Here is a 14,887-nt window from a genome sequence, read left to right as displayed (position 1 = left end):
GGGTCGACGCGCGTGTAACGCGCGGCGGGGTGGGGTGACGGTCTATCCTCTCGATCAGTGCCCGAGTGGAGAGATCACCCCACCCCGTCTCGCATTTCGCTTCGCTCAATACGAGCCGACCCTCCCCCTCCAGGGGAGGGTAAGAGCTCAGTCCCCGTTCTCCAGCCCGCCGACATGCTTCTGGGTGTAGAGCTCGAGCCCGATGCGCTGGATCAGGTCAAGCTGGGTTTCGAGGAAATCGATGTGATGTTCCTCATCCTTCATCACGCTCTCGAACAGATCGCGTGAGACGTAATCCTTGACGCCATGGCAATAGGTCGCGGCTTCCTGATACAGCGTGCGCGCGGTCATCTCGGTTGCAAGGTCGCATTCGATGATTTCCCGGACATTCTGGCCGATGCGCAGGGGATCGAGCACCTGCATGTTGGGAAAGCCGTCGAGGAACAGAATCCGGTCGGTGAACTTGTCCGCGTGCTCCATCTCCTCGATGGATTCCTTGCGCCAGACCTTGGCAAAATCCAAGAGGCCCCAATTGTTCAGGAGCCGGTAATGCAGCCAGTACTGGTTGATCGCGGTGAGTTCGCTGCGCAGGCCCTTGTTGAGATAGTCGATGACTTTGGGATCGCCCTGCATGGTCCACTCCGATTTTCCCAGGCCAATCGCGGCCTGACACTGCATTTAGAACGCTTCTAAATGAGTTTGGTGCCGAGAGCAACCGTTCCGCGAAAAAAGCGGTGGGAACAGCGGAAAATCAGGGAATTTCAGGGGGTTTTCAGCAGGCCGCGAGCGCGAAAGCCGGAGCAACCGGGCTAACTTCCTGGGCCGGCTCGTCATTCGCGGCACGACTATGCGGGCAACCGGAGCAGCACTCCTTGGCGCAGGCGCCGAGCGCTTCGTCGATAATGGTCTTGATGGTGCGCGCGCACCGGCCACATTCGGCGCTGCAGCCGAGGCAGCCGTAAATCTGTTTCGGATTTCGCAGCAGATCCGAAGCCGCACTCACGGCACTACGGACATCGTGGTCGCTCAGGACGTTGCAGGAACAGACGATCATGTAACAAAAAGAACCCTTGGTGATGCCCGTTCATCGATATGGAAGAGCGCGGCGAGATGCAAAAGGAAAAGCCGCATTTTCAAGCAATTCCAAACTGATGCCGGGGAAATACTGGAATGAATCTAAACAGCGGTGTTGCGGTAAATCAAACCGGCGTTGATTTCCCGCCGCCATCGCTGGACGAAGCGGAATTGTGAGACGAGGAGCTGTCTCCGCTCCAGGAAGACAGGTTCCAACCGTTTGCATTGGAATTGTCGCTGACGCCGATGCCGGAGTAAGTGCTGTCACTCACACTCTCGCCGCCGGGTCGGCCGGGTGAGGAACTTTGGTATCTTGGCACCGCAGCCGTTCATTGATCATTCACCCGAAATGTGGAACTTTTGCACGGACAGAACTGACGTCCTCCGTGAGAAAGGTGAGGCCATGAAGAAGACATTGATGGCGCTCGGTGCCGCCGCCGCATTGACCGTTTCGGCCGTGGCTATCCCGGCGCCTGCCCATGCGCAGCGCGGCGTTGCTGCAGGCGTCGCAGCCGGCTTGATCGGCGGCGCCATCGTCGGCGGCGCGATTGCTTCGCAGAACGGCTACTATTACGGCCCGGGTTACTATTCGCCCGGCTATGGCGGCCCCGCCTATGTCGTCGATCCCGGCTATGGCGAATCCTGCATCTGGCAGCGGCAGCGGTTCTGGGATGGCTATGGCTGGCGGGTCCGCAACGTCAGGGTTTGCGACTAACGCCCGTTCATCTTCATTAAATTAGCCCCGCATCCCGGAACGGCGCCGCTTTCCGGGATGCATGCCATTTCCAGCCTGAAAAAGACCGTTTTTTTCGGGCACGCCTTGGGAACGTTTACTTTCGATTGACCCATGTGCGCTTTTTTAGCGAAGCGGCAGTTCGAAACGGCGTGTGAGTTTCATCCCTAAACCCGGCGCTCGAAGGCGCCACCCCAGGAGAGCCCAGGACATGAAGAAGACATTTGCTGCCTTGGTCGCGGTCGCAACGATTGCCGGTTCGCTTGCCTCGACACCCGCAAGCGCCCAGCGTGGCGTTGCCGCAGGCGTGGCGGCCGGCCTGCTCGGCGGCGCGATCATCGGTGGTGCGATCGCCTCCAGCCGCCCGGCTTACGGCGGCCCGGTCTACGTGGAAGAAGCGCCCTACCCGGCGTGCCGTATGGTTCGCGAGCGCTTCTGGGACGGCTACGACTGGCGCTATCGCCGCGTCGAGGTCTGCAACTGATCTGATCGATTGGCGCGCTGCGCGTCTTGATCGAAGCCCGGCCGATATCTCGGCCGGGCTTTTTTCTTTTTATCCCCCTCATCCTGAGGAGCGGCGTCTTCGCCGCGTCTCGAAGGATGCGGGCCCGTCTGTGGCCTCATGGTTCTCCCGGCGATGCGAAGCATCGTCCGGAGACGGCGCTTGCGCGCCTCCTCACCATGAGGGGAAGCAGCGCTAACGCCCCGCACTCATCGCGCGCAGCACCGCTTCGCTCGGCCAGCAATCGACCTTGAGGCCGGCGGACTTCTGATACGCCCCCAGCGCCGCGCGGGTCTGCATGCCCGCCTTGCCGTCGAGCTTGTCCTTGTAGAGGCCGATCCGGGTCAGATGGCGCTGCATGGCCTCGACATCGGCCGAGCGCAACTGCGTCGAGGCCGACCACGGAGTTGCGAACGGCTGCGGGCTGGTCATGCGGTCAGCGAGATGGCCGACAAACAGCACATAGAGATCGGAGAAATTATATTCCTTGATGACGAAGTAGTTCTTCGTGGTCAGGAATGCCGGGCCGTAGATGCCCTCCACCTGCAACAGCGAGGCCGGCTGCGCCTGCTCCGCCGCACTCAACTTCTGTCCGCGCACCGGCACGAAACCCGCGCGCAGCCATTCGGCGATCGGCTTGGTCACCTCGGGCACGCCCATGGTGCAATCGACATTGGCGGGCGCCTTCACCTCATAGGCCCAGCGTACGCCCCCCTGCCAGCCCTTGTTGACGAGCTGCTGCGCGGCCGAGGCCAGCGCGTCCGGCACCGAGTGCCAGATGTCGACGCGGCCGTCGCCATCGAGATCGACGCCGTGCTTGTAATATTCCGACGGCAGAAACTGGGTGTACCCGGTGGCGCCGGCCCAGGACGAGCGAAAATCCTTGCGCGCCACCGCGCCCTCGCCGAGAAGTTTGAGCGCCTGAATGAACTCGGCGCGATACTGATCCTTGCGCCGGCCGACATAGGCCTGCGTCGCGACGACACGCAGCGTGTCGTAAGGCAACCGGTAGCGGCCGAAATCAGTCTCGCGGCCCCAGATCGCCAGCACGACGCTGGCGGGAACGCCAAAGCGCTTTTCGATCTCGGCGAGCGCCGCGCGATGCTTCTGCATCAGCTTCTGCCCCTCGCCCGCCAATCGCGCGATCGAAGCTTCCTTCACATAGTCGGCCGGCACCTGCACGAACTCGGCCTGCGCCGGCGCGCCGGTGGGGGGCCGGCCGGGCAGCAGCAGATCGGGCAATTTGTAGTCGGGCTCGAGCCCTCTCGTCTCGGCATCGAATGTCGCGCGCGACACGCCGGCCGCCTGCGCCTCCGGCCACAGCGAGGCGATGAATTGGGTGAAGTCGGCGTCGGCGGCGCGGGCCGGACGCATCGCGCCCAGCGTCATCGCTGCCAGTATCAGAACCGCGGCTATCAACCTCTGTCGCAAACCGGAATCCTGTCGATCGACACGTCGCCCATCAATGCGAGGCGGCCTTGGCATGCTCGGTGGAAACATTCGACAATCTGTCGACATAGGCAATGCCGATCGCCGACAGAATGAAAACCGTGTGGATGATGGTCTGCCACATCACGCCGGTTTCGGTGTAGCCGGACTTGCCCGAGGCCAATCCTCCGGCCTCGATGAAGGTGCGCAACAGATGGATCGACGAGATGCCGATGATGGCCATCGCCAGCTTGATCTTGAGCACGCTGGCGTTGACGTGGCTGAGCCATTCCGGCTGATCGGGATGTCCTTCCAGATTGAGACGGGAGACGAACGTCTCGTAGCCGCCGACGATGACCATCACCAGCAGGTTCGAAATCATCACCACGTCGATCAGGCCGAGGACCGCCAGCATGATCTGCTGCTCGCTGAAATCAAAGGCGTGGGCGAACAGGTGCCACAGCTCCTTCAGAAACAGCACCACATAGACGCCCTGCGCAACGATCAGGCCAATATAAAGCGGCAGTTGCAGCCAGCGCGAGCTGAAGATCAGCATCGGAACGGGGCGCAATGCCTTCCTCTCAGCTTTGGGCGGCAAGGGTGTTTCGGGTGTAAGGGACATTCAAGAGGGCTCGCTGGGGCTTCGAATTGCGGAAGGAAGGCTATATCTACGCAATCTGACCGCGCTGTGAAGCGACAACTGGCCGCAGCGCATATTACGGGATCGTCACGTTAGCCGGAGATTCAAGGCAAAATAGCGGTGTGCACGACCCGCCTAAAGTTTCCGCAAGTCCCGATCTCGCCATCGAGACGCATGCGCTGCCAGCACGGCGAGAGCAACGATCGGCGTCTACTCGGCCCATCCGTTCCAGGCTACGTTCAGCGCGAAGCAGGCTAAATGCAGGCAGTTTATCAAAAGGGTCGTCCCTGCGAACGCAGGGACCCATAGCCACCGAACGCAGATGCGTTAGAAGGCATTAGCAATCCTGCCATATCGATAGATCACGCGGTATGGGTCCCTGCGTTCGCAGGGACGACACTTGTAACGCCGCCCCATCCCGAGCGCATCGGCCAATGCGTGAAATCACCGCGTCAGCTTCTTGTACTTCACGCGGTGCGGAATGATGCTGTCCTGGCCGAGGCGGCGCATCTTGTCCTTCTCGTAATCCTGGAAGTTGCCTTCGAACCATTCGACATGGCTGTCGCCTTCGAAGGACAGGATGTGCGTGGCGATACGGTCGAGGAACCAGCGATCATGGCTGATGATCACGGCGCAGCCGGCAAAGTCCTCCAGCGCCTCTTCCAGCGCACGCAGCGTATCGACGTCGAGGTCGTTGGTCGGTTCGTCGAGCAGCAGCACGTTGGCGCCGGACTTGAGCATCTTGGCCAGATGCACGCGGTTGCGCTCACCGCCTGACAGCGCGCCGACCTTCTTCTGCTGGTCGGCGCCCTTGAAGTTGAAGGACGAGCAATAGCCGCGCGAATTGACTTCGCGCTTGCCGAGCAGGATCAGTTCGTTGCCGCCGGAAATCTCTTCCCATACCGTCTTCTTGCCGTCGAGATCGTCGCGCGACTGGTCGACGTAGCCGAGATGCACGCTTTCGCCGACGGTGATCGAGCCCTTGTCCGGCTTTTCCTGGCCCGTAATCATCCGGAACAACGTGGTCTTGCCGGCGCCGTTCGGTCCGATCACGCCGACGATGCCGCCCGGCGGCAGTTTGAAGGTGAGATCCTCGATCAGCACGCGGTCGCCGAAGGCCTTGTTCAGCCCTTCGAAGTCGACGACGTTCTGGCCGAGCCGCTCGGCCACGGGAATCGTGATCTGCGCGGTCGTGGTCTGCTTTTCGCTCGCCTGCTTCAGCAGCTCTTCATAGCGCTGATAGCGCGCCTTGGACTTGGCCTGACGCGCCTTGGGAGACGACGCGATCCATTCCTGCTCGCGCGCCAGCGTCTTCTGGTGCGCGACCTCCTCACGGCCCTCCTGCTCGAGGCGCTTCTGCTTCTGCACCAGCCAGGACGAGTAGTTGCCCTCGTAGGGAATGCCGCGGCCGCGATCGAGCTCGAGGATCCAGCCCGTCACATTGTCGAGGAAGTAGCGGTCATGGGTCACGATCAGGATCGCGCCGGGATAGTTGCGCAGATGGCCTTCCAGCCAGGACACGGATTCAGCGTCGAGATGGTTGGTCGGTTCGTCCAGCAGCAGCAGTTCCGGCTGGTCGAGCAGCAGCTTGCACAGCGCGACGCGGCGGCGCTCGCCGCCCGACAGTTTGCTAACGTCCGAATCGTCGGGCGGGCAGCGCAGCGCGTCCATCGCCTGGTCGACCTTGCTGTCGAGATCCCAGAGGCCTTGGGCCTCGATCTCGTCCTGCAGCTTGGTCATCTCCTCGGCGGTTTCGTCCGAATAGTTCATCGCCAACTCGTTGTAGCGATCGAGGATCGCCTTCTGCTTGGCGACGCCCTGCATGACGTTTTCACGGACGTTGAGCGCAGGATCGAGGTGGGGCTCCTGCTCGAGGTAGCCGACGCGGGCACCCTGGGCGACCCAGGCCTCGCCGGTATATTCCTTGTCGAGGCCGGCCATGATCTTGAGCAGCGTCGACTTGCCCGAGCCGTTGACGCCGAGCACGCCGATCTTGGCGTCCGGGTAGAAGCTCAGATGGATGTTATCGAGCACCTTTCGGGTCGGATAGCTCTTGGTCAGACCCTGCATGAAATAGACGAACTGGCGAGCCATCGCGATCCCTGGAAATGGTTGGATTTTACGGAGATTTGCTGCCGCTCATGTAGCGGCGTGGCTGCCAAAGGGCAACCGCAGGAACCCGTTTTCCATCCGTTCACCACGGATGAATACGGGATGGTCACCATGCCGCGACAGATCCCGACAATTGAAACTATCTTTTAATAAATCGGGCGAAAAATCGTCTTCAACGCCGAAATAGAGGCGTTTTGAAAACGAAGGGCCCGCGTCATGGCTACGATCGGTTCGGCATCCCTCTCCGCCCCGGCTCATGCAAACGCCGGACTGGCAAAACCGCTGGCAGAACTCCGCGCCTTCTGGCGCCAGTTCATCGCCAGGGCGTTCAAACCCTACCACCCGGAACTGCACTATATGCGCGGCCCCGGCCCGGCCTGGCGCGCCAAGCATCCCGGCCGTTTGAACTGAGCCTTTCCGGTTATCCGTCAGAATCCCCTCATGGTGAGGAGCGCGAAGCGCGTCTCCGGACGATGCTTCGCATCGCCGGGAGAACCATGAGGCCACAGACGGGCCTGCATCCTTCGAGACGCGGCCTGACGGCCGCTCCTCAGGACGAGGTGTTTGAGCAGCTATGACACAGTAGAATTATTAGAGCCTGCCCTGCGTTTAGTCCGCTTGCGCGCCTCCTGGTTGCGCGCAACCATGGCGATCGTCCCCGACGGCCATTCCACCGTCGTCCTCGCCACGAACGGACTTCCCCATGACGCGGCTGCGCTGTGCAATCCTCGACGACTATCTCAACGTGGCGCTTAAGGTCGCCGACTGGTCCAAAGTCTCCGATCGCGTCGACGTCACGGTGTTCAACCAGCCGTTTGCGAGCGCTGAAGCGGCGGCCAGCGCGCTCAGGGATTTCGAGATCATCTGCGCGATGCGCGAACGCACCCCGTTCCCGCGCACCATGTTTGCAGGCCTGCCCAACCTGAAGCTTCTGATCACCTCGGGCCTGCGCAATGCCGCGATCGACATGGAGGCCGCCAAGGACCACAAGGTGGTGCTGTGCGGCACGCAATGGGGCCGCGATCCGACCGCGCCGCTGACCATGGGCCTGATCCTGGAACTGACCCGCAATATCGGCCGCGAAAACGCGCGCATGCATGCCGGCGAACCCTTGCAGAAGCACGTCGGCATGGAGATCGAGGGCCGCACGCTCGGCGTCATCGGCCTCGGCAAGCTCGGCACCAAAGTATCGAAGCTGGCGCAGGCCTTCGGCATGAACGTGATCGCCTGGAGCCCGAACCTGACGCCGGAGAAGTGCAAGGAAGTCGGCGTTACCTATGTCAGCAAGGACGAGCTGTTCTCGACCGCCGACATCGTCACCATCCATGTGGTGCTCAGCCAGCGCTCGCGCGGGCTGATCGGAGCTGCAGATCTGGCGCGGATGAAGCCGACCGCCTACCTCGTCAACACCGCGCGCGGACCGATCGTCGATGAAGGCGCGCTGTTGGAAGCGCTGACGCAAAGGAAGATCGCAGGCGCCGGCGTCGACGTGTTCTCGGTCGAGCCGCTGCCGGTCGACCATCCCTTCCGCAAGCTCGACAACATGGTGCTGACGCCGCATCTCGGCTACGTCACCGAGGACAGCTTTCGAAACCACTATCAGCAGATGGTCGAGAGCATCGACGCCTGGTTCAAAGGTGAGCCGAAGCAGCGGCTGGCGTAGGCAAGCTCAGGCTGCGTGCTGCGCGGTTGCGCCGCTGGCAACCTCCGCAAATCCCTGACGCCACGACGGATGCGCCGGCTGCCAGCCCAGCTCCCGCCTGGCCTTGGCATTGGAGCCTGCCCGTACCTCGGTCATCATCGAAACCAGGTGCTCGCCGGCGAACAACCGGCCAAGCCAGGCCGGCACGCGAATCGGCGGCCTGGCTCCGACCAGGGTGGCAAGGGCAGGCAGCCATTCGCTGACCGGTGCCGGTTCATCGTCGACGATGTTGTAGATCTCGCCGGGCTTGCCGCGCTCGACGGCAGCCACGGTAGCAGCAGCCGCATCATCGACGTGGATGAACGACCACCGTCCGCCGCCACCGCCGATCAGCGGCACGCGGCGCCGGCGCACCTGATCGATCATGGCGCGCGAGAGCATGCCGGTGTCAGGGCCGTAGAACGATCCATATCGCAAGACGATCCCTTCGGGGGTCGCCAAGCTGGTGAGGGCGTCCTCGAGATACTGAATCGCTTCCAGCGTGCGGCGCAGTTCCTCCGGCGGATCGACATCGAGCACATCGGCCTCGGTCTTGACCGGTTCGCCACTGCGATCGTAGGTCCAGCCGCAGAAGCTCTGGGCGATGAAGCGTTTCACACCGGCCTCGCGTGCGGCCGCCAGCAAGAAATCGGTGCCCTGCGTGCGCAACTTGTTGGTGGTGGCGAAGGCGCGATCGAAATGCCTGACATCCGTGACCGCAGCGAGATCGGTCATCTGATCGATGATGATTTCGGGCTTCGCCGCGACCACGGCGGCGCGAATGGCAGGCGCGTCGAGCCCATCGACGATCGCAGGTTCCGCACCCATCCGCTTGATGAGCTCGGCCTTCGCCGCCGTTCGCGTCGTGCCAACAACGGAATGACCTGCCGCGATCAGCGCGGCAACGAGCGGGCGGCCCACGGCGCCGGTGGCGCCTGCAACAAATATCCGCATGCCAAATCCTCCTGTTGCTGCCCCACAATTCTGGCCGGCAGGTAGTCGGAGCAAATGTGAATTCAAGCGCGGGAATGTGGCGGACGCCCAAAGCGGCAGCCGTGCAGATCGGCACGGGCGGAGTACACGGGCATCAAAAAAGGCGCGCCGCAGGGCGCGCCTTTGAAACGCTATTTGTGACCTAGGCCTAGCGGATCGTGACCGGTGCGGGCAGCGGCGGTACGACCGTTGGCTGGGCGCCGGGAACAGGCGCCAGTTGGGCCTGTGCCGGTCCGGGGGCTGCTGCGGCAGCCGGGCCGGAGGCTCGCGCGGCAGCCGGGCCAGCAGCGGCCGGCACCGGAGCGGCGGCGTTTGCGGTGTTGGCGGGCGGCGGGCTGCCAGGCATCACCACCACGCGGGTGCCGACCTTGGCGCGCTCGAACAGATCCGAGACGTCCTCGTTCAGCATGCCGATGCAACCCGAGGAGACGAACTTGCCGATCGTCGAGGGCTGGTTGGTGCCGTGAATGCGATAGATGGTCGAGCCGAGATACATGGCGCGCGCGCCGAGCGGATTGCCGGGGCCACCCGCCATGAAGCGCGGCAGATAGGGCTGGCGCTCGATCATCTCGGTCGGCGGATGCCAGTCCGGCCACTCGGCCTTGCGGCTGATCTTCTGCACGCCGTTCCAGGTGAAGCCGTCACGACCGACGCGAACGCCGTAGCGGATCGCGCGTCCGCCACCGAGCACGTAGTAGAGGTGGGTGTTGGAGGTATCGACGACGATGGTGCCCGCGGGCTCCTTGGTCGCGAAGGCCACTTCCTGACGGCGGAGGTGCGGCGGAAGCTGCGCAGGGCCCACTTCCGGCTGCTCTTCCGGCGGCAGCGCGGCAAGCTGCACCGGCCTGCCGTCGGCGCCGACAGCGGGTTGCTGGGTCTGCGGCAGTGCGCCGGTAGCACCGGGCGCGGGCGCCGGTGCAGCGCCGATCGCCCCCGGCGGGCGCAAGCCAGTGCGGTCGTCGTTCGGATAGACGATGCTGGCGCCGGGGATGCGGCTGTCGCCGCGATCCGAATAGGCCGGCTGCTGCGAGCCGGGCGGGCGGTCCGCATAGATCACCGGCGGCGGACCGGCCGGGCGGCCGTAACGCGGATCGTCCGGAGAAAGAATCGGGCCCGTGGGCATCGGGGCGCCACGGTCCGAATAAACGGGGGCGCCGGCCGGACGGCCATAGCGGGGATCGTTGGGCGACAGTACCGGACCGGGCGGCGGCAACGCGGCCGAGTTCTGGCCGTTCGGCGCATCGTCATCTTCCAGCGCGTCGAAATCGGGTTCGCCGGGGCCGCGGCGTTCATCAGCCGCATAGCCACCTTGCACATACGGTCCCGGCGCCGTCGAATAAACTTGGCCCTGGTAGACTTGGCCTTGGGCCGGATAGCCCTGTTGCGCATGGGCGAGCGAAGTTCCTGCCATGCCAGCGGCAATGGCAGCACAAATCGTCAGAATGCGGTTGTTCATCATCGCCTTATGTATAGACCCCAAGCCCCACCGGACGGTTAACGGCAGATGACGGAAGATAGCGGCACATTCAAGACAAATCCGCGAAATTCGCCCCCAGCCAGTCATTTGTGATTGCCGGCAAGCTGCGGCAAAGATGCCTCAGAGCGCCGGAAATCGCCATTAGCGGGCGATGAGCGGTTTCAAACCGCGGATTTTGCAACAAAACGGACCGGGCACTGAGGTACTCTCAAACCGGCCTGATTCGCGCGCCCGACGCGCCCAGCCTCCCAGTGGTCACCGCGTTCCCTTGGCATCAATGACCCTCCAGAGATCAAGGAGGGCGGAACTCGAGTCCATGCTTCCCGGCTTTCGTTTCTTGTTCGCTGCCATCATCCTGTCGATGTCGATTCTGATTTTTGGGCTGGGCGCCGCCGCGCTGTTGCGTGCCGCCCATGAGGAATTTGCCAATCTTCCCTCGCGACGCTCGACGCCCGAGCCGATGTTTGCCCGCCGGACCGACGATACGCCGCCCACGCTGGCGCTGCTGCGTATCGATCCGCCGGCCGCGGAGAAGACGGCGGAGGATGGTCCGGCCACCACCGTTCCGGAAACCGCCACGGACATTCCGGCGCTGGGCGGACAGGCTCCGGACGCCGGTCCGGCGGCGCCCGAGAAACTGGCTGCCGCGAGACCGGCGGAGCCGGTGCAGGTTGATGCGGAAAAGCCGGAAGCCTCGGCGCAGGAGGCGATCGCGGAGGCTGCTCCGGCCTCCACGGCTGAAACCGAAGCGCCCGTTACCAATGCGGAAGCAAAGCTCGCCAGCATCGCGGAAACGCCGGAGCCGGCCGCGGCCACCCCGCCTCCACCGCTGCCGCCGACGGATATCTCTTCATTTGAAGGCAACGTCGCCGCGACCCGGATCGCAACGCTCGGCGGTCCCGCCGTCGTCGTTGACGAAAAGACAGCGGCCAAGACGGCGGAAGCCAACACGACCGAAGCGAAGCCGGACCGCAGCGCCGCCAAGAAGCGAGCCGCGCAGCGGGCCCGGGAACAGCAGATTGCGGCGCGGCGGGCGCGTCTGGCACGAGAGGCGGCGCTGGCGGCTCAACAGCAATTCGCCAACCCGTTCGCGCAATTGCCGGTCGCACAATTGCCGGTCGCGCGCGCGACGCGGTAGCTTCTGGATCAAACGATCAGGCCGGACCGGTCGCGACCGGCGGGCCGTCGGCTGCGCCCCACTCGGTCCACGAGCCGTCATACAGCGCCGGGTTCTCGACGCCGAGGCGATAGAGCGCAAGCGTCAGCACGGCGGCGCTGACGCCGGAGCCGCAACTTGTCACGATGGGCGCGTCGAGCTTCACGCCCGCGCCGAGGAATGCGGTGCGCAATTCGTCCAGCGATTTCATCGTGCCGGTCGCAGCATCGAACAGGTTGTTGTAGGGCAGGCTGAGACTGCCCGGGATATGGCCCGAGCGAAGGCCCGGCCGCGGCTCGGCCACCTTGCCCTGATAGCGCTCGCCAGCGCGCGCATCGATTACCTGCTCGGCGCGGCTTGAGAGATTGGCGACAAGCTGCTGCATGCTGCGCGTGCGCCGCGCATCGAGCGTCGCCTTGAATGTGGCCGGCTTCGGCGTCACCTCACCCTTCTCGACCTTGCGGCCTTCCGCGACCCATTTCTTCAGGCCGCCATTGAGCACGCGCACCTCCTTGCCGAACGACAGGAACATCCACCACACCCGCGGTGCCGCAACCCAGCCGCCGGAATCGTAGAGCACGACGGTGTCGTCATTGCCGATGCCGAGGGCGCCGACATCGCGGCCGAATTGTTCGGCGGAAGGAAACATGTGCGGCAGCGGATTGGAATGATCGGACACCGCGTCGACGTCGAAGAATACCGCGCCCGGAATATGCGAGGCGAGATAATCGTCCTTCGGGAGCGGCAGCACGCCCGGCATCTTGAACGAGGCGTCGATCACCTTGACGTTCGGATCGTTCAGGTGCTCGGCGAGCCATTCGGTGGAAACGAGCGGATCGTTGGTGGTGGACATCGATGTGGTCTCCCGGGATCTCAGATCGTCATTGCCGGGCTTGACCCGGCAATCCATCTTCTTCGAAAGGATTCATTTTTGGATGGACACGCGGGTCAAGCCCGCGTGTGACAAGTCACCCCTTCTTCTTCGGCTCCCACTTCTCGATCGGCCCGCCGGCGTCGCGCCAGGCGGCAAAGCCGCCGCCCATATGCGCAACCGGCTTCAGGCCCATGTCCTGCGCGGTCTTGGCCGCGAGCGCCGAACGAAGGCCGCCGGCGCAGTGGAAGATGAACTTCTTGTCCTCCTGGAAGATCGGCTTGGCGTAGGGGCTTTGCGGATCGATCCAGAATTCCAACATGCCGCGCGTGCAGGAGAACGCGCCCGGGATCTTGCCCTCGCGCTCGATCTCGCGGGGATCGCGGATATCGACGATCACGACGCCCGGGTCCTGCGCAGCCTTGATGGCATCAGCGGCGCTGACGGTCTCGATCTCGGCGTTAGCTTCGTCGATCAGGGATTTGATGCCACGGTGGATGGTCTGGGGCATTGATTGCGCCTTTCGTTTCTTGATCCGTCCGTTTTTCCTGACCCGTCATTCCGGGGCGATGCGAAGCATCGAACCCGGAATCTCGATCGAGCGAGATAACCTCTAGATTCCGGGTTCGCGCTGCGCGCGCCCCGGAATGACGGTGATTACCGCACCAATTCCTTCATCGCGCCTTCGAGGCCTTCGATCGTGATCGGAAACATGCGCTCCGAAAACAGCCGCCGGATGATGGTGGTGGATTCCGAATAGTCCCAATGCTTCTGCGCCACCGGATTGAGCCACACCGCGTGCGGATAGGTGCGCGTGATGCGCTCCAGCCAGACCGCGCCGGCCTCCTCGTTGACGTGCTCGACCGAGCCGCCCGGCACCATGATCTCGTAAGGCGACATCGACGCGTCGCCGACAAACACCACCTTGTAGTCGTGCGGATATTTATGCAGCACGTCCCACGTCGACGTGCGATCGGTGAAGCGGCGCTTGTTCTGCTTCCAGACGCCTTCATACAGGCAATTGTGGAAGTAGAAATATTCCATGTGCTTGAATTCGGACTTCGCCGCCGAGAACAATTCCTCGACCTGCTCGATATGCGAATCCATCGAGCCGCCGATGTCGAAGAACACCAAAACCTTCACCGCGTTGCGACGCTCGGGCCGCATATGGACGTCGAGATAACCGTGGTTGGCGGTCTCCCTGATCGTGGTGTCGAGATCGAGCTCGTCGGGCGCACCGGTGCGGGCGAACTTGCGCAAGCGGCGCAGCGCGATCTTGATGTTGCGGATGCCGAGCTCGACATTGCCGTCGAGATCCCTGAACTCGCGCTTGTCCCACACCTTCACGGCGCGGTTGTTGCGGTTCTTCTCCTGCCCGATTCTTACGCCTTCGGGATTGTAGCCGTGGGCGCCGAACGGCGAGGTGCCGGCGGTGCCGATCCACTTGTTGCCGCCCTGGTGGCGGCCCTTCTGTTCCTCAAGGCGCTTGCGAAGCGTTTCCATGAGCTTGTCCCAGCCCATCGCCTCGATCTGCTTCTTCTCATCCTCGGTGAGGTATTTTTCGGCGAGCTTCTTCAGCCATTCGGCGGGAATCTCCGCCTTCTCCATGGCGTCCAGCAGGCTTTCGAGCCCCTTGAACACGGTGCCGAAGACGCGGTCGAACTTGTCGAGGTTGCGCTCGTCCTTCACCAGCGCGGCGCGGGAGAGATAATAGAAATTCTCGACCGTCTGATCGGCGAGGTCGGCGTCGAGCGCCTCCATCAGCGTCAGATATTCGCGCAGGGTCACCGGGACCTGCGCGTCACGCAGCGATGTGAAGAATTGCAGGAACATGCAGTACAGATTGCCTGCCGGACAGCGTCCGTCAAGGGCCGGCGCATGCCAAAGGCCAGCGCATAGCTGTCAGGCCTAGACCGGGAGGCTTTTTCAATTACAATTGAGCCGTAAAAGGCTTATTCCGGCAGGGGAAATTCAATGGGAATCATTGCGGCGCTGATCATCGGCGGTATCGCGGGCTGGCTTGCCGGACTGATCGTGCGCGGTGCAGGCTTCGGGCTGATCGGCAACATCGTGGTCGGCATCATCGGCGCGCTGCTGGCGAGCTGGCTCTTGCCGCAACTCGGCGTCAGCCTCGGCGTAGGGTGGATCCGCGACATCATCAACGCCACCATCGGCGCGGTGATCATCCTGGTGATCCTGTCGCTGATCAGACGCTGAGGA

16 protein-coding genes are annotated in these 14,887 nt (G+C 63.2%); 6 read left to right on the top strand and 10 right to left on the bottom strand.

Translation table 11 applies throughout. The features are described 5' to 3' along the window. Nucleotides 1-147: 147 nt before the first annotated feature. Nucleotides 148-633: a bacterioferritin gene (gene bfr, locus GWE18_RS28345; protein ID WP_171577507.1), complete on the bottom strand. Its 486-nt coding sequence runs from the start codon at nucleotides 631-633 to the stop codon at nucleotides 148-150. 139 nt (nucleotides 634-772) lie between these two features. Next, nucleotides 773-1,054 carry a (2Fe-2S)-binding protein gene (locus GWE18_RS28340; protein ID WP_057852999.1) on the bottom strand — a complete coding sequence of 94 codons (282 nt, stop codon included), beginning with the start codon at nucleotides 1,052-1,054 and terminating at the stop codon, nucleotides 773-775. Nucleotides 1,055-1,477: 423 nt separating this feature from the next. Here GWE18_RS28340 and GWE18_RS28335 point away from each other — a divergent pair, with 423 nt between their 5' ends. After that, nucleotides 1,478-1,789, top strand: a complete 312-nt coding sequence (locus tag GWE18_RS28335; protein WP_275188983.1) for a hypothetical protein — start codon at nucleotides 1,478-1,480, stop codon at nucleotides 1,787-1,789. Nucleotides 1,790-2,018: 229 nt separating this feature from the next. Then, entirely contained in the window at nucleotides 2,019-2,291 is a 273-nt protein-coding gene (locus GWE18_RS28330; protein ID WP_057853001.1) for a hypothetical protein, read from the top strand. A 213-nt stretch (nucleotides 2,292-2,504) separates the two neighbouring features. Here GWE18_RS28330 and GWE18_RS28325 read toward each other — a convergent pair whose 3' ends face one another. The 3 genes from GWE18_RS28325 to ettA form a co-directional block, all read right to left on the bottom strand. Beyond that, on the bottom strand, nucleotides 2,505-3,698 hold the full coding sequence (locus GWE18_RS28325; RefSeq protein ID WP_275188997.1) for a lytic murein transglycosylase: 1,194 nt from the start codon (nucleotides 3,696-3,698) through the stop codon (nucleotides 2,505-2,507). A 73-nt stretch (nucleotides 3,699-3,771) separates the two neighbouring features. Then, nucleotides 3,772-4,359, bottom strand: coding sequence for a TIGR00645 family protein (locus GWE18_RS28320; protein ID WP_275188981.1), 588 nt, complete (start codon nucleotides 4,357-4,359; stop codon nucleotides 3,772-3,774). A 462-nt stretch (nucleotides 4,360-4,821) separates the two neighbouring features. Further along, a complete protein-coding gene (gene ettA / locus GWE18_RS28315; protein WP_275188980.1) occupies nucleotides 4,822-6,471 on the bottom strand; it encodes an energy-dependent translational throttle protein EttA in 1,650 nt (549 codons plus the stop codon). 234 nt (nucleotides 6,472-6,705) lie between these two features. Here ettA and GWE18_RS28310 point away from each other — a divergent pair, with 234 nt between their 5' ends. Continuing rightward, nucleotides 6,706-6,900 (top strand): hypothetical protein, encoded by a 195-nt coding sequence (locus GWE18_RS28310; protein WP_275188979.1) that lies wholly within the window; start codon nucleotides 6,706-6,708, stop codon nucleotides 6,898-6,900. 292 nt (nucleotides 6,901-7,192) lie between these two features. Continuing rightward, entirely contained in the window at nucleotides 7,193-8,152 is a 960-nt protein-coding gene (locus GWE18_RS28305; RefSeq protein WP_275188978.1) for a D-2-hydroxyacid dehydrogenase family protein, read from the top strand. 6 nt (nucleotides 8,153-8,158) lie between these two features. Here the strand turns inward: GWE18_RS28305 and GWE18_RS28300 are convergent, their stop codons facing one another. Both GWE18_RS28300 and GWE18_RS28295 read right to left on the bottom strand, forming a co-directional pair. Beyond that, the gene (locus tag GWE18_RS28300; RefSeq protein WP_275188977.1) at nucleotides 8,159-9,124 is read right to left on the bottom strand and encodes an NAD(P)-dependent oxidoreductase; all 966 of its coding nucleotides are present in this window, start codon (nucleotides 9,122-9,124) and stop codon (nucleotides 8,159-8,161) included. Between the two features lie 187 nt (nucleotides 9,125-9,311). Then, nucleotides 9,312-10,622, bottom strand: a complete 1,311-nt coding sequence (locus GWE18_RS28295) for a L,D-transpeptidase (protein WP_275188976.1) — start codon at nucleotides 10,620-10,622, stop codon at nucleotides 9,312-9,314. A 334-nt stretch (nucleotides 10,623-10,956) separates the two neighbouring features. Here GWE18_RS28295 and GWE18_RS28290 point away from each other — a divergent pair, with 334 nt between their 5' ends. Continuing rightward, nucleotides 10,957-11,778, top strand: coding sequence for a hypothetical protein (locus tag GWE18_RS28290; protein WP_275188975.1), 822 nt, complete (start codon nucleotides 10,957-10,959; stop codon nucleotides 11,776-11,778). 16 nt (nucleotides 11,779-11,794) lie between these two features. Here the strand turns inward: GWE18_RS28290 and sseA are convergent, their stop codons facing one another. The 3 genes from sseA to GWE18_RS28275 all read right to left on the bottom strand — a co-directional run bounded on the left by sseA (nucleotide 11,795) and on the right by GWE18_RS28275 (nucleotide 14,500). Continuing rightward, on the bottom strand, nucleotides 11,795-12,649 hold the full coding sequence (gene sseA, locus GWE18_RS28285; protein ID WP_275188974.1) for a 3-mercaptopyruvate sulfurtransferase: 855 nt from the start codon (nucleotides 12,647-12,649) through the stop codon (nucleotides 11,795-11,797). Between the two features lie 115 nt (nucleotides 12,650-12,764). Continuing rightward, complete coding sequence (locus GWE18_RS28280; RefSeq protein WP_275188973.1) at nucleotides 12,765-13,178, bottom strand: rhodanese-like domain-containing protein; 414 nt, start codon at nucleotides 13,176-13,178, stop codon at nucleotides 12,765-12,767. A gap of 146 nt (nucleotides 13,179-13,324) precedes the next feature. Next, nucleotides 13,325-14,500: a VWA domain-containing protein gene (locus GWE18_RS28275; RefSeq protein ID WP_275188971.1), complete on the bottom strand. Its 1,176-nt coding sequence runs from the start codon at nucleotides 14,498-14,500 to the stop codon at nucleotides 13,325-13,327. A gap of 141 nt (nucleotides 14,501-14,641) precedes the next feature. Between GWE18_RS28275 and GWE18_RS28270 the strand changes: the two genes are divergently transcribed. Beyond that, nucleotides 14,642-14,884, top strand: coding sequence for a GlsB/YeaQ/YmgE family stress response membrane protein (locus GWE18_RS28270; protein WP_275188969.1), 243 nt, complete (start codon nucleotides 14,642-14,644; stop codon nucleotides 14,882-14,884). Nucleotides 14,885-14,887: the final 3 nt, after the last annotated feature.

The organism is Bradyrhizobium sp. CSA112 (assembly GCF_029051645.1).
Lineage (GTDB): Bacteria > Pseudomonadota > Alphaproteobacteria > Rhizobiales > Xanthobacteraceae > Bradyrhizobium.
Note: the sequence above shows the minus strand (reverse complement) of the source record. Positions and strands in the feature narration are given on the sequence as shown.

Excerpts from the sequence above, each read along its gene's own strand:
- bfr (WP_171577507.1), bottom strand. The coding sequence starts at position 633 with ATGCAGGGCGATCCCAAAGTCATCGACTATCTCAACAAGGGCCTGCGC.
- GWE18_RS28340 (WP_057852999.1), bottom strand. The coding sequence starts at position 1,054 with ATGATCGTCTGTTCCTGCAACGTCCTGAGCGACCACGATGTCCGTAGT.
- GWE18_RS28335 (WP_275188983.1), top strand. The coding sequence starts at position 1,478 with ATGAAGAAGACATTGATGGCGCTCGGTGCCGCCGCCGCATTGACCGTT.
- GWE18_RS28330 (WP_057853001.1), top strand. The coding sequence starts at position 2,019 with ATGAAGAAGACATTTGCTGCCTTGGTCGCGGTCGCAACGATTGCCGGT.
- GWE18_RS28325 (WP_275188997.1), bottom strand. The coding sequence starts at position 3,698 with ATGACGCTGGGCGCGATGCGTCCGGCCCGCGCCGCCGACGCCGACTTC.
- GWE18_RS28320 (WP_275188981.1), bottom strand. The coding sequence starts at position 4,359 with ATGTCCCTTACACCCGAAACACCCTTGCCGCCCAAAGCTGAGAGGAAG.
- ettA (WP_275188980.1), bottom strand. The coding sequence starts at position 6,471 with ATGGCTCGCCAGTTCGTCTATTTCATGCAGGGTCTGACCAAGAGCTAT.
- GWE18_RS28310 (WP_275188979.1), top strand. The coding sequence starts at position 6,706 with ATGGCTACGATCGGTTCGGCATCCCTCTCCGCCCCGGCTCATGCAAAC.
- GWE18_RS28305 (WP_275188978.1), top strand. The coding sequence starts at position 7,193 with ATGACGCGGCTGCGCTGTGCAATCCTCGACGACTATCTCAACGTGGCG.
- GWE18_RS28300 (WP_275188977.1), bottom strand. The coding sequence starts at position 9,124 with ATGCGGATATTTGTTGCAGGCGCCACCGGCGCCGTGGGCCGCCCGCTC.
- GWE18_RS28295 (WP_275188976.1), bottom strand. The coding sequence starts at position 10,622 with ATGATGAACAACCGCATTCTGACGATTTGTGCTGCCATTGCCGCTGGC.
- GWE18_RS28290 (WP_275188975.1), top strand. The coding sequence starts at position 10,957 with ATGCTTCCCGGCTTTCGTTTCTTGTTCGCTGCCATCATCCTGTCGATG.
- sseA (WP_275188974.1), bottom strand. The coding sequence starts at position 12,649 with ATGTCCACCACCAACGATCCGCTCGTTTCCACCGAATGGCTCGCCGAG.
- GWE18_RS28280 (WP_275188973.1), bottom strand. The coding sequence starts at position 13,178 with ATGCCCCAGACCATCCACCGTGGCATCAAATCCCTGATCGACGAAGCT.
- GWE18_RS28275 (WP_275188971.1), bottom strand. The coding sequence starts at position 14,500 with ATGTTCCTGCAATTCTTCACATCGCTGCGTGACGCGCAGGTCCCGGTG.
- GWE18_RS28270 (WP_275188969.1), top strand. The coding sequence starts at position 14,642 with ATGGGAATCATTGCGGCGCTGATCATCGGCGGTATCGCGGGCTGGCTT.